The 21,361-nt window shown below is 63.6% G+C and carries 24 protein-coding genes; 11 read left to right on the top strand and 13 right to left on the bottom strand.

The window, feature by feature from the left end:
• Position 1: 1 nt before the first annotated feature.
• Genes ACH2CW_RS15640 through ACH2CW_RS15615 form a run of 6 tightly spaced genes read right to left on the bottom strand, consistent with a single transcriptional unit; the run spans position 2 to position 5,947 of the window.
• Positions 2-1,315, bottom strand: coding sequence for a sulfate adenylyltransferase subunit 1 (locus ACH2CW_RS15640; RefSeq protein ID WP_395059795.1), 1,314 nt, complete (start codon positions 1,313-1,315; stop codon positions 2-4).
• A complete protein-coding gene (gene cysD, locus ACH2CW_RS15635; RefSeq protein WP_395059793.1) occupies positions 1,315-2,271 on the bottom strand; it encodes a sulfate adenylyltransferase subunit CysD in 957 nt (318 codons plus the stop codon). The genes ACH2CW_RS15640 and cysD overlap by 1 nt, the downstream gene beginning before the upstream one ends.
• A gap of 3 nt (positions 2,272-2,274) precedes the next feature.
• The gene (locus tag ACH2CW_RS15630) at positions 2,275-2,895 is read right to left on the bottom strand and encodes a phosphoadenosine phosphosulfate reductase family protein (RefSeq protein WP_395059791.1); all 621 of its coding nucleotides are present in this window, start codon (positions 2,893-2,895) and stop codon (positions 2,275-2,277) included.
• A 5-nt stretch (positions 2,896-2,900) separates the two neighbouring features.
• The gene (locus tag ACH2CW_RS15625) at positions 2,901-3,305 is read right to left on the bottom strand and encodes a DUF934 domain-containing protein (protein ID WP_395059789.1); all 405 of its coding nucleotides are present in this window, start codon (positions 3,303-3,305) and stop codon (positions 2,901-2,903) included.
• 10 nt (positions 3,306-3,315) lie between these two features.
• Positions 3,316-5,130 (bottom strand): nitrite/sulfite reductase, encoded by a 1,815-nt coding sequence (locus ACH2CW_RS15620; RefSeq protein ID WP_395059787.1) that lies wholly within the window; start codon positions 5,128-5,130, stop codon positions 3,316-3,318.
• A gap of 25 nt (positions 5,131-5,155) precedes the next feature.
• Entirely contained in the window at positions 5,156-5,947 is a 792-nt protein-coding gene (locus ACH2CW_RS15615) for a sulfite exporter TauE/SafE family protein (protein WP_395059785.1), read from the bottom strand.
• Positions 5,948-6,180: 233 nt separating this feature from the next.
• Between ACH2CW_RS15615 and ACH2CW_RS15610 the strand changes: the two genes are divergently transcribed.
• The gene (locus tag ACH2CW_RS15610; RefSeq protein WP_395059783.1) at positions 6,181-6,969 is read left to right on the top strand and encodes a response regulator; all 789 of its coding nucleotides are present in this window, start codon (positions 6,181-6,183) and stop codon (positions 6,967-6,969) included.
• A gap of 57 nt (positions 6,970-7,026) precedes the next feature.
• Here the strand turns inward: ACH2CW_RS15610 and mnmC are convergent, their stop codons facing one another.
• The 4 genes from mnmC to ACH2CW_RS15590 form a co-directional block, all read right to left on the bottom strand.
• A complete protein-coding gene (mnmC, locus tag ACH2CW_RS15605; RefSeq protein WP_395059781.1) occupies positions 7,027-8,895 on the bottom strand; it encodes an FAD-dependent 5-carboxymethylaminomethyl-2-thiouridine(34) oxidoreductase MnmC in 1,869 nt (622 codons plus the stop codon).
• 8 nt (positions 8,896-8,903) lie between these two features.
• Positions 8,904-9,176 carry an oxidative damage protection protein gene (locus ACH2CW_RS15600; protein ID WP_395059779.1) on the bottom strand — a complete coding sequence of 91 codons (273 nt, stop codon included), beginning with the start codon at positions 9,174-9,176 and terminating at the stop codon, positions 8,904-8,906.
• A 327-nt stretch (positions 9,177-9,503) separates the two neighbouring features.
• Entirely contained in the window at positions 9,504-9,665 is a 162-nt protein-coding gene (locus ACH2CW_RS15595; protein WP_395059777.1) for a hypothetical protein, read from the bottom strand.
• Between the two features lie 77 nt (positions 9,666-9,742).
• The gene (locus tag ACH2CW_RS15590; RefSeq protein ID WP_395059775.1) at positions 9,743-10,885 is read right to left on the bottom strand and encodes a YihY/virulence factor BrkB family protein; all 1,143 of its coding nucleotides are present in this window, start codon (positions 10,883-10,885) and stop codon (positions 9,743-9,745) included.
• Between the two features lie 315 nt (positions 10,886-11,200).
• Here ACH2CW_RS15590 and ACH2CW_RS15585 point away from each other — a divergent pair, with 315 nt between their 5' ends.
• The 6 genes from ACH2CW_RS15585 to alkB all read left to right on the top strand — a co-directional run bounded on the left by ACH2CW_RS15585 (position 11,201) and on the right by alkB (position 14,591).
• Positions 11,201-11,554: a hypothetical protein gene (locus ACH2CW_RS15585; RefSeq protein ID WP_395059773.1), complete on the top strand. Its 354-nt coding sequence runs from the start codon at positions 11,201-11,203 to the stop codon at positions 11,552-11,554.
• Positions 11,541-11,771: a hypothetical protein gene (locus tag ACH2CW_RS15580; protein ID WP_077594459.1), complete on the top strand. Its 231-nt coding sequence runs from the start codon at positions 11,541-11,543 to the stop codon at positions 11,769-11,771. The genes ACH2CW_RS15585 and ACH2CW_RS15580 overlap by 14 nt, the downstream gene beginning before the upstream one ends.
• Before the next feature lie 41 nt (positions 11,772-11,812).
• Entirely contained in the window at positions 11,813-12,250 is a 438-nt protein-coding gene (gene trxC / locus ACH2CW_RS15575; RefSeq protein ID WP_395059771.1) for a thioredoxin TrxC, read from the top strand.
• A gap of 122 nt (positions 12,251-12,372) precedes the next feature.
• On the top strand, positions 12,373-12,942 hold the full coding sequence (locus tag ACH2CW_RS15570; protein WP_395059769.1) for a hypothetical protein: 570 nt from the start codon (positions 12,373-12,375) through the stop codon (positions 12,940-12,942).
• A gap of 244 nt (positions 12,943-13,186) precedes the next feature.
• A complete protein-coding gene (locus ACH2CW_RS15565; RefSeq protein WP_395059767.1) occupies positions 13,187-13,903 on the top strand; it encodes a 2OG-Fe(II) oxygenase in 717 nt (238 codons plus the stop codon).
• Positions 13,904-13,928: 25 nt separating this feature from the next.
• Positions 13,929-14,591, top strand: coding sequence for a DNA oxidative demethylase AlkB (alkB, locus tag ACH2CW_RS15560; RefSeq protein WP_395059931.1), 663 nt, complete (start codon positions 13,929-13,931; stop codon positions 14,589-14,591).
• A gap of 65 nt (positions 14,592-14,656) precedes the next feature.
• Here the strand turns inward: alkB and ACH2CW_RS15555 are convergent, their stop codons facing one another.
• Positions 14,657-15,541: an extensin family protein gene (locus ACH2CW_RS15555; protein ID WP_395059765.1), complete on the bottom strand. Its 885-nt coding sequence runs from the start codon at positions 15,539-15,541 to the stop codon at positions 14,657-14,659.
• Positions 15,542-15,703: 162 nt separating this feature from the next.
• Between ACH2CW_RS15555 and ACH2CW_RS15550 the strand changes: the two genes are divergently transcribed.
• Together ACH2CW_RS15550 and ACH2CW_RS15545 are read left to right on the top strand one after the other, a co-directional pair.
• Complete coding sequence (locus ACH2CW_RS15550; protein ID WP_395059763.1) at positions 15,704-16,012, top strand: hemagglutinin; 309 nt, start codon at positions 15,704-15,706, stop codon at positions 16,010-16,012.
• A 184-nt stretch (positions 16,013-16,196) separates the two neighbouring features.
• Positions 16,197-16,745, top strand: coding sequence for an NADPH-dependent FMN reductase (locus ACH2CW_RS15545; protein WP_395059761.1), 549 nt, complete (start codon positions 16,197-16,199; stop codon positions 16,743-16,745).
• 54 nt (positions 16,746-16,799) lie between these two features.
• Here the strand turns inward: ACH2CW_RS15545 and ACH2CW_RS15540 are convergent, their stop codons facing one another.
• Positions 16,800-17,450, bottom strand: a complete 651-nt coding sequence (locus ACH2CW_RS15540) for an FMN-dependent NADH-azoreductase (protein WP_395059759.1) — start codon at positions 17,448-17,450, stop codon at positions 16,800-16,802.
• Positions 17,451-17,596: 146 nt separating this feature from the next.
• Here ACH2CW_RS15540 and ACH2CW_RS15535 point away from each other — a divergent pair, with 146 nt between their 5' ends.
• Complete coding sequence (locus ACH2CW_RS15535) at positions 17,597-18,502, top strand: LysR substrate-binding domain-containing protein (protein ID WP_395059757.1); 906 nt, start codon at positions 17,597-17,599, stop codon at positions 18,500-18,502.
• 122 nt (positions 18,503-18,624) lie between these two features.
• Here ACH2CW_RS15535 and ACH2CW_RS15530 read toward each other — a convergent pair whose 3' ends face one another.
• The gene (locus ACH2CW_RS15530; protein ID WP_395059755.1) at positions 18,625-19,821 is read right to left on the bottom strand and encodes an amino acid aminotransferase; all 1,197 of its coding nucleotides are present in this window, start codon (positions 19,819-19,821) and stop codon (positions 18,625-18,627) included.
• A 171-nt stretch (positions 19,822-19,992) separates the two neighbouring features.
• Here ACH2CW_RS15530 and ACH2CW_RS15525 point away from each other — a divergent pair.
• Positions 19,993-21,361 (top strand): DEAD/DEAH box helicase family protein (locus ACH2CW_RS15525; protein ID WP_395059753.1); only part of this gene is annotated, 1,369 nt, incomplete at its 3' end.

Here is a 21,361-nt window from a genome sequence, read left to right as displayed (position 1 = left end):
GTCAGAGAATCAGCGCGCCGCCCGATGTTTTGTTCGACGCCGTGTCCACCAGCACCAGCGCACCGAGAACGCGCGACCGTGCATAGGGAAGGGTGGCCAATGGCTCCTGGAGGCTCAGCTCGATGTGGCCGATGGCATTGGGCGGCAACGCGCTGGCATCTTCCTCAGCCAATGTGTTGACATCGAGTTTGTGCACGATGCGTTTGACCTTGGCTTTGACCCAGCGGTGGCCGTGCAGTGCCCAGTAAACACGGCCAGCAACCAGCGGCTCGTCGTCCATCCAGGCGATGGTGACCGACAGTTCGCGCGAGGGCTCGAAGCTGTCTTCGGCCAGCAGCCAGTCGCCGCGCGACACGTCCACTTCGCGGTCCAGCACAATACCCGCGCTGTGGCCGGCCAGGATGGATTTGGCCTGGCGAGTGTGGTCCAGCACCTGGGCCACGACGGCGGTCTGGCCGCTGGGTAGCACGGTCACGTTTTGGCCGGGCTGCACGCCACCGGTGGCGACACGGCCCCAGAAGACGCGGCGACCCTGCGAGGTATCCGATGACGACGAAAATTTTTCGACCCACTGCACCGGGAAGGAGAAAGCTTCGGTGCTTTCGGCAGCGGTGGTGGGCAGCTGTTCAAGCAATTGCAGCAGTGACAGGCCCTGGTAGTCACACCAGCCTGGCAGCGTATCCACCACGTTGTAGCCCTTCAGGGCCGACACCGGAACGGTTGCCTTGACCGGGATGAACGCGGCTTTTGCAAATGCTGTGAGTGCAGCACTGATGTTGCGGAAGGCCTGTGCGGAATCTTCCACCGCGTCGAGCTTGTTGACCGCGAACACAATGGACGGCACCCGCAGCAGATTGACCAGCAGCGAATGGCGCCGGGTCTGCGGCAGCAGCTCCATGGACGGGTTTTTCCAGTCGAGCTTGGTAGCATCGACCAGTACCACGGCGGCGTCGGCGCTGGACGCGGCGGTGACCATGTTGCGGGTGTACTGTTCATGGCCGGGCGCGTCGCCGATGATGAACTTGCGGTTTTCGGTGTTGAAGTAGCGGTAGGCCACGTCGATGGTGATGCCCTGTTCGCGCTCGGCCGACAGGCCGTCGGTCAGCAGGGCCAGGTCGGTCTCGCCACCGCGCTGCACGCCGGCCAGGTGGTCTTGCAGCACGGCTTTGCTGTCCACCAGCAAGCGACCGATCAGCGTGCTCTTGCCGTCATCGACCGAGCCGCAGGTGATGAATTTCAGCGCAGATTTCAGGTCATTTTTGCCTGTAGCCCTTGCCTGTATTGCTTCGTCAGCTATCAAATCAGTAGTGCTCATCAGAAATACCCGTCTTTCTTGCGCTTTTCCATCGAAGCGTCGGAAGTCTTGTCGTCCATGCGTGTGGCGCCGCGCTCGCTGACGTCTGCGGCCAGAGTTTCGATCACGATCTCGGCGGCGGTGGCGGCCGGGCTGTCCACGGGGCAGGTGCAGGTGATGTCGCCAACGGTGCGGAAACGCACGGTTTTCTCGACCACTTCCTCGCCATCGCGTGCTGGCGTGAGCTCAGTCACCGGCACCAGCAAGCCCTTGCGCTCAACGACCTTGCGCTGGTGCGCGTAATACAGCGAAGGCAGGGCGATGTTTTCGCGCTCGATGTATTGCCAGACGTCGAGTTCGGTCCAGTTGGAAATCGGAAACACGCGGAAGTGTTCGCCGGGTTGCAGCCGGGTGTTGAACAGGGTCCAGAGTTCCGGTCGCTGGGCCTTGGGCTGCCACTGGCCGAAGCTGTCGCGGTGCGAGAAGATGCGCTCCTTGGCGCGGGCTTTTTCCTCGTCGCGGCGTGCGCCGCCTATCAGCGCGTCGAAGCGAAACTCTTCGATGGCCTCCAGCAGCGTCACCGACTGGTGCACGTTGCGGGATTCGCCGGGGTGCGCCAGCCGCACAGTGCCGCGTTTCATCGAGTCTTCGACGTTGCGCACGATCAGCTCGGCATCGAGTTCTTTCGCGCGCAGATCGCGGAAGTCGGTGACCTCGTGGAAGTTGTGGCCGGTATCGATCATCAGGAGCGGGTAGGGAATGCGGCCGACGCCAAAGGCCTTTTCGGCGCACTTGAGCATGACCAGCGAGTCCTTGCCGCCCGAGAACAGCAGGGTCGGGCGCTCGAAAGCGGCCGCCACTTCGCGCAGGATGAAAATTGTTTCTTCCTCAAGGGCATCGAGGTGGGTATTGGACAGCCGGGCGGTGGATATCACCGGGTCGGCAGGCAGCAGGTTGGAGGGTGTGCGGGCGTTCATAGGTCAGTGTGCAAGGTGCAGACCGCATTCGCGGTTGTCCTCGCCCTTGGTGGGGTCCACGTAGTCGAAATTGTTGGGCAGGCCGTGGGTCTCGCAGTACTGGTAAAGCTCTTTGGACGACCAGTGCAGGAGAGGCGCGACCTTGATCAGGCCGTCGGGGTTGACGCTGACCGGCTCCATCTGGGCGCGCACAGCGGTGTCGGTGGCGCGCAAGGCCGTGAACCAGACCTGGGGCGCGGTTTCGCGCAGGGCGCGGGCAAAGGGCTCGAGCTTGACTTCTTCGGTGAAGGCGGCATGGCGGGGGTCGTCCAGCGCCGGGGTCGGGCCGGCCACCGCCTCGCGGTGCGCACGCGAGCGGCGCGGCAGGTAAATATGCAGATCGAGGTTCAGCAGCTTCGTGACTTCGTCGGCAAAACGGTAGGTGGCCTCGGTGTTGTAGCCGTTGTCCATCCAGACCACGGGCACGCGGGGGTTGGCACGTGTCACCATGTGCAGAATGACCGCCTCGAAGGGACGGAAATTGGTGGTGACGATGGCGGGCCGACCCAGTTCCACAGCCCAGTCCACCAGGCCCTGCGCGTTGTGGCCGAGTTCTGCGTTGATTTTTGCAAGGTCAAGCTTCATCGTGTTCAGGCCGCAGCCCGTTCCTGGACATCCTTGAAGTGGGGTTGCACCTTGACGGCGTCGCCCTGGTATTTGCCGACTTTGCGCCCGGGATAAGCCGCCAGCACACGCTGGGCGGTCGCCATGTCCTGGTCAGCACGCAGCACGGCGACGTCAAAACCGCTGCGCTCCATTTGTGCGAGCTGGTCGGCCAGCACGTCACCGGTGGCGCGTATCTCGCCGGTAAAACTGCGGCGGCGGCGCAGCAGAAACGCCTGGCTGAAGGCGCGGCCGTCGGTGAATTTCGGAAAGTGCAGGTCGATGCGTGTCACGCCGTCCAGCGCAGCCTGCAGCGGGTCGGCGTCGTTGGGCAGGACGAGTGTGCTGCTGTCTTCAGCGGCAGCGTGATCGGTCAGTGGCAAAAGTTTCATGGTGTGCTCCTCAGGCGACTGCAGACGCGGCAGCGGGAAAACGCGCACTGTTGGCGGCCAGCTTGAACGGGTCAATGCCGGTGCGGCGCAGGGTGGCGATAAAAGTTTCGCCGGTTTCGCGGTGCTGGCGGTAGGTCTCGAGCACGGCCTCGATCACTTCTGGCACTTCGGCGGCCGAGAACGAGGGTCCGACCACCTTGCCAGGCACGGGCGCACCGCTCAGGGTGGAGCCGTCCGAGCCGCCCAGCGTGACCTGGTACCACTCCTTGCCGTCCTTGTCGACGCCGAGGATGCCGATGTGGCCGCTGTGGTGGTGGCCGCAGGAGTTGATGCAGCCGCTGATGTGCAGATCGATCTCACCGAGGTCGTGCAGCTCGTCCATGTCCTGGTAACGCTCGGTGATGGCTTCGGCAATCGGGATCGAGCGTGCGTTGGCCAGCGAGCAGAAGTCGCCACCGGGGCAGGCAATCATGTCGGTCAGCAGCCGGATGTTGGGGCGTGCAAAACCCGACTTGCGTGCGGCGCGCCACAGCTCGGGGAGTTCGTCGCAGCGCACCCAGGGCAGCAGCAGGTTCTGGTCGTGCGTGACGCGCACCTCACCGGCACTGAACTGGTCGGCCAGGTCGGCGGCCGTGTCGAGCTGGTCGGCGGTCGCGTCGCCGGGCGCCTGGCCCAGTCGTTTGAACGAGAGCGTCACGCAGCGCAGGTCAGGGTTCTGGTGCGGCGCGACGTTTTGCTTGAGCCAGCGGCCAAACTCGATGTCGTCCTCGGCCGCGGCCCGCAGGATGTTGGCGATTTTGGCGTCGGCACTCTTGCGGTCGCACTTGAGCGCAGGTGGCACAAAACACGCCGTGACGCGGTCCAGTTCGGCCTGGGTGATGGTGTGTGGGCCGCCGTCATGTTCCATGATCTGCTGGTACTCGGCTTCCACGTCGTCGATGTACTTCTGGCCCTCGGCCTTGACCAGGATCTTGATGCGCGCCTTGTACATGTTGTCGCGGCGGCCGTAGCGGTTGTACACACGCACGATGGCCTCGATGTAATTCATGACCTGGTGCCACGGCAAAAACTCGCGGATCACAGTGCCGATGATGGGCGTGCGGCCCATGCCGCCGCCAACCTGCACCTTGAAGCCGAGTTCACCTTCGGCGTTGCGGATCAGGTGCAGGCCCACGTCGTGCCAGGCGGTGGCTGCGCGGTCTTCCCTGGCGCCGCTGATGGCGATCTTGAACTTGCGCGGCAAAAAAGCGAACTCGGGGTGCAGCGTGCTCCACTGGCGCAGGATCTCCCCGAAAGGCCGCGGATCAGCGATTTCATCGACCGCAATGCCGGCGCGTTCATCGCTGGTGATGTTGCGGATGCAGTTGCCGCTGGTCTGGATACCGTGCATGTTGACGCTGGCCAGCAGGTCCATCACGTCTGCTGATTTGTCGAGCGGAATCCAGTTGTACTGAATGTTCTGGCGCGTGGTGAAGTGGGCGTAACCGGCGGTCAGTTTGGACGCCACCGACAGGCCGCTTTTAAGGTTGACCGGGCCGAGCTTGTCCTGTGCCGCCTGGGCGTCATTGAACAGCGCAGCGTTCGGCTGGTCGTACTCGCGGGCAATTTTTGCCAGCACCCGCACCTGCGCGCTCGACAACTCGCCATAGGGCACAGCCACGCGCAGCATGGGCGCATAACGCTGGACGTACCAGCCGTTTTGCAGGCGCAGCGGGCGGAACTCGTCCTCGGCCAACTGGCCGGATTGCCAGCGCGTGAGCTGGTCGCGGTACTGGTCCGCGCGTGCCTGCACGAACTGGCGGTCAAATTCTGTGTATTGGTACATGGCTGTCAGAGATCAAAAAGTGGTTTCAGATGGCGATCAGTTTGACGCCGGCATAGGCCAGCAACACGGAGAGCAGGGAACGTATCCAGCGGTCGGGCGTGCGTGTCACCAGCCGGGCGCCAAGCCAGATGCCCGGCAGCGAACCGGCCAGCAGCTTGGCCAGCAAGACCCAGTCCACCGAACCGATGGACGCATGACCGAGACCGGCCACCAATGTCAGCGGCACGGCGTGGGCAATGTCGGCGGCAACGATGCGCGGTAGCGGCAGGGCGGGGTACAGCAGCATCAGCACAATCACGCCGATGGCGCCCGCACCCACCGAAGTGATGGTCACCATGGCGCCAATCACCGCGCCGAACAGCACCGGCAGGGCCCAGTGCCGGGCCTGCGTCGCGGCGCCCAGGGCGGCTGCATCGATATGGCGTGGCGCGGCCTTGCCGTAAAGCGCCTTGTACAGCATCGCGGCAGCGGTCAGCAGCAGCGCAATGCCCAGCGTGGTGGTCATCACCGCATGGGCGGCCGGGCTGGCCGGACCCAGCAGGTGCAGGGCATACAGTGTGACCAGCGCGGCCGGGATGCTGCCGGCGGCGGTTTGGCCGACGATTTTCCAGTCGACAATACGGGCGCGTGCCAGACTGACGGTGCCGCCCATCTTGGTGAAGGCGGCAAACAGCAGGTCGGTGCCTATGGCCAGATGTGGTTTGACGCCGAAAAAGAAAATCAGCAAGGGCGTCATCAGCGAGCCGCCACCGACTCCGGTGAGGCCAACCACCAGGCCCACCGCAAAACCGGCGAAGACAAAAACAAGATCATGCATATGCGGTCGACTGTAAAACCGCTGTTTATGAAAACAAACGACAGATTTGTTGTTGGCTTATTCGCATAAGCTTATTCATCAGTGTTCATGCGGGCTTACACAGTTCTGGCTGCCCGATTCTTTCAGGCCTGCCAAGCCCGCACCGGCGCTGGATTGGGGCAAGCCCGCTGCGAGCCGCGGCGCGCGCCCCGCATAATCCACCGCAAATGACATCCATGGGAGCGCTGGGGGCTGTGAAACCAATATTCGTCAAGTACTACGGCTTCAGCGATGCCGAGCGCCATGCCTTGCACACCCTGTTTCGGCTCTCTGAATCGCACCCGGTGGTGTATGCGCCCTGGACGGCCGACGGCCCGGAAGCCGCCCAGGTCGTGCTGGTAGACGGTGATAGCTGGGAGGCTGCCCTGGCCCTGGCCAATCCCTCGCACGACAAGCTCAAGCTGGCCTGGGTGGGTGCGGGCGCTCCGGCCTCGGCCTGGCGGGTATTTGCGTCACCGGTCAAATGGTCTGCCCTGATCGAGGCGATGGACGAGGCGTTTTTGCCCGTGACATCAAAAGCCTTGTCACTTGACCTGGCGCTGGCCCACGATACGGATCTGGATGTTCACTTTGAGGGTGTTGACGACACCGCTCCGATGGCGCTGGAGGGCGCGGCTAGCGCAGCCGCGCGGCGTGTGCTGTTGGTGGATGCTGGCCGAGACGAGCGTCTCTACCTGCGCGCCAAGCTGGCCGCGGCGGGTTTGCATGAGGTGGACGAAGCCGCCAGCGGCGCGGAGGCGATGGAACTGCTGCGTAGCGCCGCGTACCAGTTAGTCATCGTGGACCTGGGCCTGACTGACATGGACAGTTGGCAGGTGATCAAGGCCGTGGACCGTACCCGGCCAGCGATTGCGCATCTGTTCATCACGGGCGCCGAGCCGGCTTGGCGGCGCGGGCTGCGGGCCCGGTTTTCGGGCGCGCAAGTCTATTTGTCCAAGCCGCTGGATCCCGAAAAACTCAAGAATTTGCTACAAAATATATAGCTGCTTACGCCCGGAGGGTATGGGCTAGAGGCTGAAAAGATACTCAATTTCGGAACTTCAAGCCCGGAAGCGCTGCGGCGCCAGGGCCTGCGCCAAACGCTGTTCCAGCGGCAAAGGCTCGCCATGCAGGCGGGCCGCCAGCAACTCGCCGCACAACACGGCAAAGCTCAGGCCGCGCGAACCCATGGCGGTGCTGACCCACAATCCCGGCAAAGCGCTGGCGTCAACCCGGCCCACCAGCGGCAGGCGGTCCGGCGCAGCGCAGCGCACACCGGCCCAGGCACGTGCTGCGTTGCTTTGAAAAATTGGCGCCAGTGTTTGAGCCGTCGTTGGCAACAGCGCTTGCAGGCGCGCAAGATTGGCGTGTTGATTGGCGGGCCGGATTTCGGTACTGTCCTGGTCGCGCTCGAAAGTCGCGCCTGCGAACCAGGCCAGGCCCTGATCGGTCGGCACGGCGGGAATAAAACTGCCGCTGCCGTTGACCACAAAAGGCGGGAAAGTTGCCGTGCTCGGCGCGTCGTCTTGCAGGCCCCAGGACATCTGCCCGCGGATCGCCTGCAGCTGCAAGCCGCTTTCGACCAGCAGGCGGCTTGCATGGCCGGCGGCAAGCACCACCATGCTCGCCTGCGCCAGACAGTGTCCTTGCTCGTCCAGCACTTGCCAGTGGCCGGTCTCCAGGTCTCGCTGCAATCGTGCGGCGTGGTTGCCGCCTCGCCAGCGTATGCCCGGCTGTGCGAGCAGCGCAAGCACCAGCCGCGCCGGCTTGATCCAACCCGCGCGGTGGTGCCAGCAGGCGGGCCCGTCGTTCGTGCTGAGACCGGCCTGCGTCAGTTGCGCCTCGGATGCGATGTCGCTCCAGTCGCGGCCGGCCTCTGGCCAGTCGGCGGGCAGACCGGCACTGCCGTCCAGGCGCCGCTCCAGCACGCCGCAGGTCTGCCAGTCCGAGCCTGCCTGCAGCAGCGCTTCAGCCTGCTGCCAGGTGGCGCGCACGCCGCAGCGCGACAGCCGGGACAGCACACTATCGTCCGGCGAGACATGCGGCACCAGCACGCCGGCCGGCAACCCCGAGGCGCCGCCTGCCGGCGCTGTTTCGCTGTCCAGTACCTCGACCTGCCAGCCGCGCCGCGCCAGGCTGGCGGCCACAGACGCCCCCGCGAGGCCGGCGCCTATCACCACGCAACTGGCGGGGGTGACCGGCGCCAAGGGTTGGAACGACAGCGCCTTGCGCGGTTCCCAGCGCGGGTCGAACTCGCCCTGCAGGTTGTCGCGCTTGGGCGGTTGGCCTGGCACTTTGCGCACGGTGAAGCCGCACTGGCTCAAGCCGTCGAGCACGCTGCGCGCAATCGTCCAGCTCGCAATGCGGGTGCCGCGTCGGCAGCAGCGCGCCACCGCCTTGAGCGTGTGTGTGTCCCAGATGTCCGGGTTCTTTGAAGGGCTGAAGCCATCGAGGTACACCGAGTCAGCCTCGAACTGCTGTTCGCGCAGCACGGCCTGGGTGTCACCGATGCACAGACTGAGCAACACCCGGCCTTCTTCAAACACCAGCCGGTGCACGCCCGGCAGCAGGCCCCAGCACTGCGCCTGCAGTTGTGTGGCCAAAGGCAAGAGTTCAGGGTGTGCGGCTGCGGCGCGCAGCAGGTCGGCGGCGCCGGCCGGAAAAGCTTCCGTCGAGACGAAATGCAGCATGCGTGGGCGTGCAGGGTCCGTTTGCCAGGCCTGCCAGGTGACCAGAAAATTCAGTCCCAGGCCAAACCCGGTTTCCAGGATGCGCCACTGCGGCTGGTGGGCCCAGGCCTCAGGCAGCCCGCAACCGCGCAGAAAAACCTCGCGTGCTTGCGCCAGCCCGCCGAGTTCGCTGCGATAACGGTCGCCAAAGCGCGGGCTGTAGGGCGTACCGTCAGCCAGCCACTCGATGCGCTCGGGCACAGCCGCAATCAGGTTGTCGGAGGAATGTATCCCTGCACCTTGTCGGCGCCGGTACCGAAGAAGTGGTTTTCCATCTGCCGCGCCAGGTACTGGCGAGCGCGGGCATCGGCCAGGTTCAGCCGGTTTTCATTGACCAGCATGGTCTGCTGCTTCATCCACTCGGCCCAGGCTTCCTTGCTGACTTCCTCCCACAGGCGTTTGCCCAGCGGGCCGGGGTAGGGAGGAAAGTCCAGGCCTTCGGCTTCGCGGCCCAGTTTGATGCAGTTGACGGTGCGTGCCATGTGAGTTCTTTCGTGAGGGACGTTATGAATGCGGCGGGACCAAGCCTGCAGAATTTCGCTCTTTGCCTCCATCGCATGCCAATGCACCCGACAAGGAAAGCAGACCGGTGGCCCTGAATCCACCATTTTAGGAAGGTTTCCACCCGCCGGTCCTTAAAAGGCCATCGCCCGGCACAGACAACGTCCCGGATGCAGAATGACCAGACTCCGTTGCCAGTCGCCGATCAGTCGCGGTGTCTAGGCAGACAGGGCCCGGTTCGGCTGCCAGTGATCATGCAAATTTCTGCCGACGTGCCGACGGCCACGATGCGGACGCCTTGTCCGCCGTCACCAGGGCGGACGTCGCTTGACCCAGTTGCTGGCCGCCGCCACGCGCAGTCCGTGCTCGACCAGGATGACGGTGTTGCCGGCGTGCACCAATCCTTGCAACTGCGCGATCAGTTTGTCGATGTCGGCGGGGTGCAGGCCGGTTCCTGGTTCATCCTGCACATACCGGGTCGGCCCGTGCTGGGGGTGCTGGAGGACGGTACAGGCGTGCCGGCCTTCTAGGCATGCAAAGGGTCAGGTCAACGCCGGTCCATGCGCTGCTGCGGGACGCGGCGACGCTTTTTCAGCAGCAGGGACAGCAGGACCAGCGTGCCGGACGCCGCGCCGTAAACCCAGGCGCGCTGGACCAGCGTGGGCGTGATCGACCGCCTGCGCGCCGGCGAGGAGGTTTGCGTACCGGTCGGAGCCGACGGCACCGTCTTGCCCGCCGATTCACTGCGGCGCGGCGCTTCGACCGCTGGCGCGAGCACGCTGCCTGCGCTGGCCGCGGGCGCTGCAGCTTCAGCAGCCAATGTGGCCGGGGTATCGACCTGACCGCGCCGCGAGCCGTGTTCGTGCGCAAACACCCAGGTGAATTCCGCGCCCAGCAAAAAGATCTGCGCGGAGTAATACACCCAGACCAGCAGCACAACCAGCGAGCCGGCGGCCGCAAAAGACGAGGTCACGCTGCTTTTGCCGATGTACAGACCGATCAGCGCCTTGCCGACTTCAAACAACACGGACGTGACGGCTGCGCCGACCCAGACATCGCGCCAGCTCACGCTGGCCTGTGGCATCAGCTTGAAAATCATGGCAAACAGCAGGCTGGAAATTCCGAGCGAGATGGCGGTGTTCACAACCTGCAGCAGCAGTTCCCATCCCGGAAACAGGCCGGTGGCCCAACCGCCAAAAGCCGCCACCCCGGCACTGAAAACCAGTGACACCGACAGCAAAAAACCCAGCCCGAGGATGAACCCGAGCGACAGCAGCCGCGCACGCAGGGTGGCCCATATTCCCGATGCCTTTTGCGAGGGCGGCACGTCCCAGACGCGGTCCAGCGCGCTTTGCAGCTCGGCAAACACAGTGGTCGCGCCGACCAGCAGCACACCCACGCTGATCAGGGTGGCGATCACGCCCTTGGCGGGTTTGTTGGCACTTTCAATCAGGGCCTGCACACCCACTGCGCCGTCCCGGCCGATCAGGCCAGTCAGTTGGGCGACGATTTCGCCCTGCACAGCGTCGCGCCCCCAGACCAGCCCGGCGACGGCGATCACGATGATCAGCAACGGTGCGATCGAAAACACCGTGTAGTAGGAGATCGCCGCGCCCATGCTGGGTGCGTAGTCGTCGATCCAGGCGGTGACGGATTGCCGGGCAAGGCGGTAAAAAAGCTTGAAATGCACAGCGGGTCCTGCAAATACCGGCAAAGCCGCCAGCAGTACAAAGTGTTTCAGGTGGCTGCAGCCAGCGCCGTCGGCCCCGGCTGCATCCGCGTGTAGGCGGGCTGCGACGGCCGCGCGAGGCTTGACGTGGCGCCGGCCGCCCGTCGCGGCCAGTTCCTGAAGCTAAAATGCCTGCCAGCCCACGTCCCGTTTGGACAAGCTGCTATAAAAAAAAGAGTGATCGGAGTCTGTCCTGGCCCGGTGGATGCCTGCAGCTGCTGGTAAAATGACAGGTCCGGCGCTTGTTTTTCGGCACGGGACCCCCAGTTCTGAAGCATGACCACCATCCATACCCCTTCTCCCAGCACCAGCCTGACCGTGACGCACGTGCTTGCCGAACTGCTTGAGCGGCTGGAGCACAGCCAAGAGCCAGTCGGGCCGGAGCAATACCTGTCGGTCGTGCATCATCTGGTCGAGGCCTTTGGCGACGCCCCGCCGGGCGCTGAACTGGGGGCTTTGCTCGATACCCACCCGGCCGCGGCCGAGTTGTACGAAAATGTCAATTACCAGTACGCGGGCTTGTGCCGCTCCCCGCTGGAAACCGCCCTCAGCGCCGAGCAGCAAGCCAGGCAAGTCATCGAGCGCGCCATGCGCTCATCCAACAAAGGAAACCCTTATGGCCAGAGCTGATGCCAAAACCACTGTCCTCGCCGATGGGCTGCGCTACAAATCCAAGGTATCGGGTTCGCCCTTTGTGGCGTCCGCTTCTTTCGGCGCGGCCACCATGTCGTGTTTCATGTGTGGCAAACACCGCCCGCGTTCACAAATGGGCACCCGCAAGGTGCTCGGCAAGTCGCACGCCGTCTGTGCGCCTTCATGCAAGGCGCTGGACGAGGCCGGTAGCTGAGACCGCGCTGAAGAAAAAACCGGGTGACAACAAGGGCCACGATGGCTGAGCCGCTGCACATCGTCTGCCCGCATTGCCATACCACCAACCGCGTCCGCCAGGACGACCTGGTCAAGGTGCCCAACTGCGGCAACTGTCACAAGACCTTGTTCGCGGGGCATCCGGTGGCGCTCGGTGGGGACGCATTCGACCGTCACATCAGCCGCAACCAGATCCCGGTGCTCGTTGATTTCTGGGCGCCCTGGTGCGGCCCGTGTCTGCAAATGGCGCCAGCCTACGCGCACGTCGCTGCTCAGCTTGAGCCGGCGTTTCGGGTCGTCAAGGTTGATACCGAAGCGTCGCCCGCGTTGGGTACTCGCTTCAACATTCGCAGCATTCCGACGCTGGCGCTGTTTATCAACGGCCGTGAGGTCGCGCGCCAGGCCGGCGCCATGGGTGCGGCTGACATCGTGCGCTGGGCCAAGTTTCACGCGCTCTGAGCTCCGGGATATCTTGCTTTTTCTGCGCGGCGTGATACGCGCCATGCCGCGTGTCATGTGCCGGACATACGCCTTGCCTACGATTCACAGATTCTTACAATCTGGGCCGTTTGAGTCGCACCATGCAACTACACAAGTCAGAAAAGGCCAAGCTCGAGTTAGCCTCCAGGGCGCGCGTACTCAACGTGCGTGAGCGCGGAGCGCTTTTTCTCGCGGACGGCCTCAAGACGCGCGACGAAATGCAGGGCCTGCTGCAAGACGACGGTCGCATCCTGCAAAAGTTGATCGCCGACGGCTACCTGATCGTGCTGGGAGCGGAAGGCGCAGGCATGACGCCTGCCAAAGATCCGGCACTGGCGCCGCAGGCCTTTTATGCACCGCCGTTGCCAAGCCCTTCCTTGCCCGTGGCTACAGCTATCCCTGCACCTGCACCACAGGGTGATAACTTTGAAGGCAAACGTTCGCTGGCGACGACACGCATGTTTCTGTTTGACATTTGCGAGCGTATGTTCGTCAGAAAGATGCCGGAGCTGGCCAGGCATTACCGCGACCAGTTGCGTGAGGCGCGTGACCGTGAATCCATGATGGCGATTGCCCGCGACATCATTCTCAATGTGCAGGAAGTCGCGGGCGCCGAGCGGGCCGATGGCCTGAGCGAGCGTATTGCCATGCTGTTGCCGCCCGAGGGCTGACTTTACCGCGTCAACCTGCTTCTGCCAGAGCATCAGCTTGCTATCAATAGAGTAGCAGCTCACGCTTTCTGCGTAGGGGCCCGAGCCCGATTTGATGCATAGATGCGGCTAAAAACTGGATCCCGGCCTTCCTTGGGCCTGAGCAAGCTGCACGGCGGCGAGATGTCCGTTTTTGGCGAGCCCGGCCACGGCGAACTGCCTAAGCTGGTGCCCCTGCCTCAAGCTTTTCCGGAACCCACGCGCCATGACACCAACCACGATTTCAATTTCTCCCGCCGCACGCGACTGGGGGCTGTTGACTGAGGCGCTGCAAGTGCACGGCCATGTGGTGCTGCCGCAGTTGCTCGGTCTGGACGAGTGTTTGGCCATCGGCCGGCTTTACCCGCAGGCCGACAACTTCCGCAGCCGCGTGGTGATGGCGCGCCATGGTTTTGGCCGGGGCGAATACCAGTACTTCAGCTACCCGCTGCCCGCGCGGGTGCAGCAGTTGCGCAGCGCGCTGTACCCGCTGCTGGTCAATGTGGCCAACCGCTGGAACGAGGCCATGGCCATGGATGTGCGATACCCGCCCGACCATGCAGCGTTTCTGGCGCGTTGTCATGCGGCTGGGCAAACACGGCCGACACCGCTGCTGCTGCAATACGCCGAGGGCGACTACAACTGCCTGCACCAGGACCTGTACGGCGAGCATGTGTTCCCTCTGCAGGTCGCCATCCTGCTGTCGCGGCCGGAGCATGACTTCAGCGGCGGCGAGTTTGTGCTGACCGAGCAACGGCCGCACAGGCAGTCGCGCGCCACCGTGGTGCCGCTGGCTCAGGGTGATGCGGTGGTGTTTGCCGTGCACCAGCGACCGGTGGCCGGCAGCCGGGGCTTTTACCGCGTCAACATGGGCCACGGCGTGAGTGAGGTGCGCAGCGGCCAGCGCCACACACTGGGCATTATTTTTCATGACGCTCAATAAGAACGGGTCCGTAGACAATGGACGCGTGACAGCCGACCTGTTTGAAGACATCCATACATCGGAGCCAGCGCATCAGACGCTGGCGCCCGGCGCCGTGCTGCTGCGCGGCTTTGCGCGCGAGGCGGGGGCTGAGCTGTTGGCAGCGCTGGACACTGTGCTGGCCGCTGCGCCATTGCGCCATCTCGTCACGCCGGGCGGTCACACCATGTCGGTCGCCATGAGCAACTGCGGCCCGCTGGGCTGGGTCTCCGACAGGCGCGGCTACCGCTACAGCAGGGAAGACCCGCTCTCGGGCCAGCCCTGGCCGCCCATGCCGGAGAACTGGCGTGCACTCGCCGCCCGCGCGGCCACCGAGGCTGGCTTCAGCGGCTTCACGCCCGACGCCTGCCTGGTCAACCAGTACCAGCCGGGCAGCAAACTGTCGCTGCATCAGGACAAGGACGAAAACGATTTTTCAGCGCCCATTGTGTCGGTGTCGCTGGGCCTGCCCGCGGTTTTCCTGTTCGGCACGCCGCAGCGCAGCGACCGGCCGCAACGGCACCGGCTGCAGCATGGCGATGTGGTGGTCTGGGGCGGACCAGCGCGGCTGGCCTTTCATGGGGTGGCGCCGCTGGCCGACGGTGACCATGCGCTGCTGGGCCGGCGGCGTATCAACCTGACATTTCGCTGCGCGGGCCAGGCTTTATAAGTAAAAACAGCCTCCAGCCCTTACCGGACGGTCGCGAGAAGCTATGAAAAGAGGAGCAAATCAGCTCATCGGCACATGTTGTAGCCGCCGGTCTCCAGGTGAAAGTGGTCGCTGTGCGCGGCGTTGTAGTCTGGTCCCAGCACGCCCTTGAAGTAGCGGCAAGCGCCGCGGTGCGCTTCCTTGAGAAACAGCGCGTCAGGCCCGGTCACGGGGACCGCATCATCGGCTTGCCACTGGCGCAGCACAGCGATGGTTTTGCCGTTGGCCAGCGTGAAGCCCGCGATGTCCAGCGCATCGGCGGTGGCGTGCCGGCTGCGGTTTCCTGGGGGTGCATTGAGCGCAGGCGTACACCGCGAAGGGCCGCCCCGAGCAAGCACAGCCCCCTGGGGGGGCAGAGAGTCACACGAAGTGGACGAACGTGGGGGCGCTATCGGTTCACCGCCATTGACGTTGCGGCAGGCGTAACTTCCGAGGTGGGTGATGGCTGTCACCCGCTGGCCGGTATGCAACTGCGCTGCGGGTTGTAGCGCATGCCGCTCCCACATGGCGAACGACAAGGCCATCGGGCAACTGAGCGACACCGGCGGTCCGAGTCGTACGCCGGCCTCCCGCAGCAAAACGGCGTTCTCAAAGCCACAGCCCGGTCCGGTGACGCGATCCGGCAGCACGCTGTAGCGCATGCCGGTCTGCGCCAAGGCGGCCAGACAAGGCGCCGGTTCGCTTTTGGCGCGTGACAGTTTGAACGGCGTGAGAACGTTGGGCGTTGCTGCCACATCCAGCCGCGCCCAAGGGTTGAAACGCTCGGGAAGAGTGAGTATGCCGCTGTAGACGCTGTAGCCGGCGGCGACCAGCAGACCCCAGAGCACGGCCACCAGCCAGCGGCCCCAGCGCGGGCACCGGGTGCGGGGCTGCGCGTTGGCAGTGGCGTGTGGACGCGGGGACGGGAGCATGCCTTGTTTGTAGCGTTGTGACAGGGCTGGGCTTGCCAGCCAATACCGCCAGTAGTTGCAAGGCCTGGCCTCAAACCAGCCAATCTGGCTCGCAGTTCGGAAAACCCACCAAGTCCTGGGTGGATACGCAAGAAATACAGGACGGGGTATTAAATTCGGGTCATGGCAGATTTACGTTTGGCGTACGAGCGCGCGGTGGCAGAACTTGGTGTGCAGGTGTCGGGCATGCTGGCCGCCGGCGTGGCGCAGGAGCAGGTCGCGCGTTGGGCGGCGGGTCAACGCGACCGGCTCAAGCAGGTTTACCGCGGCAAAACACCGCCGGCGGCATTGGCCGTGATCGAGGCCCGAAGCCTGGCGCAGTATGGCAACACCACCGGGCCGTCGGTGGAGCAGCTCAGGGCCGATGGCAAATCCTGGGCGGAGATCGCCGCATCGGCCGGGCGCCCCGGAAAGCAGCCCGAGGGCCTTTGACGCAGCGCAGTGGGCGCTGCCATTTGCTGATTGATGGCGGGAGATCGCAGGCGCCGGGACGTGGCGGAAAAAGAAGGCAAGAAAGGGAATTAATACTACATTCGATGCGGCAGGCTGGTCAGGGCATGGGCGCTGGCTGCTTTGCACAATGGACTTTTCCATTTTCTGCAGTCAGGAGCATTCCATGGCCCAATACACCATCGCCGTCGTCGTCGGCAGCATCCGCAAGGACTCCTTCAACCGCAAGCTCGCCAAGGCGCTTGAAAAGCTGTTCCCGGCAGAGTTCAGCTTCACCCATGTACGCATTGACGACTTGCCGCTGTACAACCAGGACGACGACGCCAGCCCGGCGGCCTCGGTCACGCGCCTGAAAGGCGAGATCACGGCCGCCCAGGGCGTGCTGTTTTTGACCCCCGAATACAACCGATCCATCCCCGGTGTGCTCAAAAACGCCATCGATCACGCGTCGCGCCCCTACGGCAAAAGTGTGTGGAACGGCAAGCCCGCCGGTGTCATCGGCGCCTCGGTCGGCCCCATTGGCACAGCGCTGGCGCAGCAGCACCTGCGCAACATCCTGGCTTACCTGAACATGCCGACGTTGGGCCAGCCCGAGGCCTTTATTCACAACAAGGAAGGCCTGTACGACGAGGCCGGCAACATCGGCGAGGCGAGTAAAAAATTCCTGCAGTCCTGGGTCGATGCTTACGTGGCCTTCGTCAAGACCAGCGCGTAATTTTTGCGCATAAAAAAGCCCGCAAAGCGGGCTTTTCGTGGCTAAGCGCTGCCTTTATGCGGCCAGCGCGGCTTCCGGCTGGTTGGCAGCCAGCGTGGCGACGGCTTTGATCTCCAGCTCGGCAGCGGCCAGCGCGCTGGCTTTGGCAGCTTCACCCATGGCCAGGCCTTCGGCGCGCACAAAACGCACGTCGGTGATGCCGAAGAAACCAAACACCACCTTGAGGTAACTTTCCTGGTGTTCTGTGGCTTGACCGGCTTCGCTGGTCGAGTACATGCCGCCGCGTGAGGAGGCCACGATCACCGTCTTGCCGCCGGCCAGGCCGACCGGGCCCTTGTCGGTGTAGCTGAAAGTTCGGCCGACCTGTGCCACACGGTCAATCCAGGCCTTGAGCTGGGTCGGGATGCTGAAGTTGTACAGCGGCGCGCCAACCACAATCACGTCGGCAGCGAGGAACTGCGACACCAGCGCTTCGGACACAGCGTTTTCCTGTTTCTGAACATCGCTCAATGTGCTGCCGTCGGGCAGGCGAAAACCGAGCGATTCGGCCGACAGGTGGCTGGGCGCGTCGGCGGCCAGGTCCAGGTAGCTGACGTCGGTGGCAGGGTGGCTGGCGCGCCAGGAGGCCACGATCTGGGCCGTGAGTTGGCGCGAGACCGAGTTGCCGCCGAGGATGCTGGAGTCGATGTGAAGAAGTTTGCTCATGGTGGATTCCTTGAAAGATTGATTCGGGTTGTTGGCGGATTCACCTGAATCTTGGCCATGAATAGATTGTGCTGGCGGGTCGATTGATTGATAAGTCAGCAAAATCGCGATACATTGTTCTATAAACAGGACAATGGAGCCAAGTCATGCAGGATCTGAACGACATGTTGTATTTCGCAGAGGTGGTGGAGCGGGGCGGTTTTGCCGCTGCCGGACGCGCCTTGGGCCTGCCCAAATCACGCCTGTCGCGGCGCGTGGCCGAGCTGGAGGCGCGGCTGGGCGCCCGGCTGCTGCAGCGCACCACCCGCAAGCTGTCACTGACCGAGGTCGGTGAGATTTACCTGCGCCACTGCAGCGCCATGCGTGACGAGGCGCAGGCCGCTGACGAGGCGGTCGCGCAACTGCAGGTCGAGCCGCGCGGAACCCTGCGCATCAGTTGCCCGGTCACGCTGGCGCAAAGCACGCTGGGTTTCCTGGTGCCGCGTTTCATGGCGCAGTACCCGCAGGTCAAGGTGGACATGCGGGTGACCAACCGGGTGGTGGACCTGGTGGAGGAGGGCGTGGATATCGCACTGCGCGTGCGGCCCACGCTGGACGACAGCGGCAGCCTAGTCGTCAAGAACCTGGGCCCCAGCGCCGGGCATTTGTTGGCCAGCCCGGACCTGCTGCGCAGGCAGGGCGTGCCGGACAAGCCGGAAGACCTGCACAAACTCGATACGGTGGCGATGTCCTGGACCGATGGGCGCGCCGCCTGGACGCTGCTGGGCCCGGACGGCAGGGAGTTTGTGCTGCAGCACCAACCGCGTTATGTGGCCGACGATTTGCAGACACTGAAGCTGGCCGTGCTGGCTGGCACCGGCATGAGTTTTTTGCCGGAGTCCATGAGCGCGGCCGAGCAGCAGGCGCAGTTGCTGGTGCCGGTGCTGCCCGGCTGGGCGCTACGCGCCGGGGTCACGCATGCCGTGTTCACCTCGCGGCGCGGCCAGGTGCCGGCAGTACGCACTTTCCTGGACTTCCTGGGCCAGCACATGTGTGGCGAGACGCTGGTCTAAGGTCAACAGGCCCTGACATATGCTCCTGTTTTAATAGCTGCTTAAGTCCGCTGCATAAGGGCTTAGACCACTTTGGGTGCCTGATACCTGCTTGTCCCGGCGGCAAATCAGGCTTTTTGTGCTTACAGGACCTTGGCGATGGACGCGCAGACGTGGGCGATGTTCTGGCTGTTCAGCGCAGCCACACACATGCGGCCGGTGTCGGTGCCGTAGACGCCGAATTCAGTACGCAGGCGCACCATCTGGTCCTTGGTCAGGCCCGAGTAGCTGAACATGCCGATCTGGGTCGTGATGAAGCTCATGTCTTCCTTGACGCCGGCGGCTTTCAGGCCGTCCACCAGTTTCTGGCGCATGGCCTTGATACGCACACGCATCTCGGCCAGTTCTTTTTCCCAGAGTGCGCGCAGCTCGGGGTTGTTCAGCACGTTCGCAACGACGGTGGCGCCGTGGATCTGCGGGTTGCTGTAGTTGGTGCGGATCACGACTTTCATTTGCGACAACACGCGGTCGGCTTCTTCCTTGCTCTCGCACAGCACCGACAAGGCGCCGACGCGTTCGCCGTAAAGGCTGAAACTTTTGGAAAACGAGGTCGAGACAAAGAAATTGAGGCCGGCAGCGACAAACTTGCCGATGACGGCGCCGTCCTCAAGAATGCCGTGGCCAAAGCCCTGGTAGGCCATGTCGAGGAAGGCCGTGAGTTTGCGGGCCTTGACGGCGGCGATCACCTGGTCCCACTGGGCCGCGGTGATGTCGTAGCCGGTCGGGTTGTGGCAGCAGGCGTGCAACACAACGATGGTGCCTTCAGCCGCAGTGTTGAGCGCAGCCAGCATGCCGTCGAAATTGACGCCGCGTTTGGCCGCGTCGTAGTAGGGGTAGCTTTCGACCGTAAAGCCGGCCTGAGCGAACAGCGCGCGGTGGTTTTCCCAGCTGGGGTCGCTGATCAGAACTTTTGCATTCGGCGAGAGTTTTTTCAGGAAATCGGCGCCAATCTTCAGGCCGCCGGTGCCGCCTATGCCTTGGGCCGTCGCGACACGGCCGCTTTTGACCGGTTCGCTGTCGACGCCGAACACCAGGGCCTTTACCGCTGCGTCGTAGGCAGCCACGCCGTCCATCGGCAGGTAGCCGCGCGGCTTGGGCGCTTCCATCATGGCTTTTTCGGCGATCTGCACACATTGCAGCAGCGGCAGCTTGCCCTTGTCGTCGTAATACACGCCCACGCCGAGGTTGACCTTGTTGGGGTTGGTGTCGGCGTTGAATTGCTCGTTCAGGCCCAATATGGGATCACGGGGGGCCATTTCGACGGCGGTGAAAAGCGACATGAAAATCCTCTGAAGGGTGGTTTGTGTTTCAAACGGTCCGGCAGGTCATCTGGTTTACCGGGTGTTACGCGGACAGTCGGCAGATCGTCGGCCCCAAGGTTCCGCGCGCCCGCCAAATGTCGTATTCTGTTTGGTTGCCCCAGATTTTAGCGGGCCAGGAATAGGTTTTTTATGCCAGAACTGATTGAAGTCATGCCAGAGGCCGGCGCTGCCTCCTCCGAAGGCGAGTTTGTGCGTTATCCGGACTCGCCTTTTGAGCTCTTCATGCCTTACCCGCCGGCCGGTGACCAGCCGGTGGCGATTGAACAACTGGTCGAAGGCATCCATGACGGCGAGGTGTTCCAGACCCTGCTGGGTGTGACGGGGTCTGGCAAGACCTTCACCATGGCCAATGTGATTGCCCGTCTGGGCCGGCCGGCGATTGTGTTTGCGCCCAACAAGACGCTGGCCGCGCAGCTCTACAGCGAGTTCCGCGAGTTTTTCCCGAAAAATGCGGTCGAGTATTTCGTCAGCTATTACGACTACTACCAGCCCGAGGCCTATGTGCCGCAGCGTGACCTGTTCATTGAGAAGGACTCGGCGATCAACGAACACATCGAGCAGATGCGGCTCTCGGCCACCAAAAGTGTGCTGGAACGGTGCGACACCATCATCGTGGCGACTGTCAGCGCGATTTACGGCATCGGCGCGCCCGAGGATTACACCCAGATGCGTTTCATCGCGCGCACCGGCGACAAGATGAACCAGCGCGACGTCATCTCGCGGCTGATCCGCATGCAGTACGCGCGCAATGATCAGGATTTCTCGCGCGGCACTTTTCGTGTACGGGGCGATGTGATTGACGTTTTTCCGGCCGAACATTCAGAACTCGCGATACGCATCGAACTGTTCGACGACGAAATCGAGACACTCTCGTTGTTCGACCCCCTGACCGGGCGTATCCGCCAGAAGGTGCCGCGTTTTGTGGTTTACCCGAAAAGCCACTACGTGACACCGCGCGACAAGGTCATGGCGGCAGTCGAAACCATCAAGCTGGAGCTGTCCGAGCGCGTCGCGCAGTTTGTCGGCGACGGCAAGCTGGTCGAAGCCCAGCGTATCGAGCAGCGCACGCGCTTCGATCTGGAAATGCTCAGCGAAATCGGCCACTGCAAGGGCATCGAAAACTACACCCGCCACCTGAGCGGCGCGCCGCCGGGCTCGCCGCCTTCGACGCTGTGCGACTACCTGCCGAAAGACGCGGTGATGTTCCTCGACGAGAGCCACGTGATGATCGGCCAGCTCAACGCCATGTACAACGGCGACCGCTCGCGCAAAACGACGCTGGTCGAGTACGGTTTTCGCCTGCCGAGTGCGCTGGACAACCGGCCGCTGAAATTTGAAGAGTTCGAAGGCAAGATGCGGCAGGCGATTTTTGTCTCGGCCACACCTGCCGCGTATGAGAAGGAGCATGCCGGGCAGGTGGTCGAGCAAGTCGTGCGCCCGACCGGCCTGGTAGACCCCGAGGTAGAAGTGCGGCCCGCCGTGAATCAGGTTGACGATG

Source organism: Polaromonas sp. (assembly GCF_043778355.1).
GTDB lineage: Bacteria > Pseudomonadota > Gammaproteobacteria > Burkholderiales > Burkholderiaceae_C > Polaromonas.
This window is presented reverse-complemented; position numbering and strand designations above follow the sequence as displayed.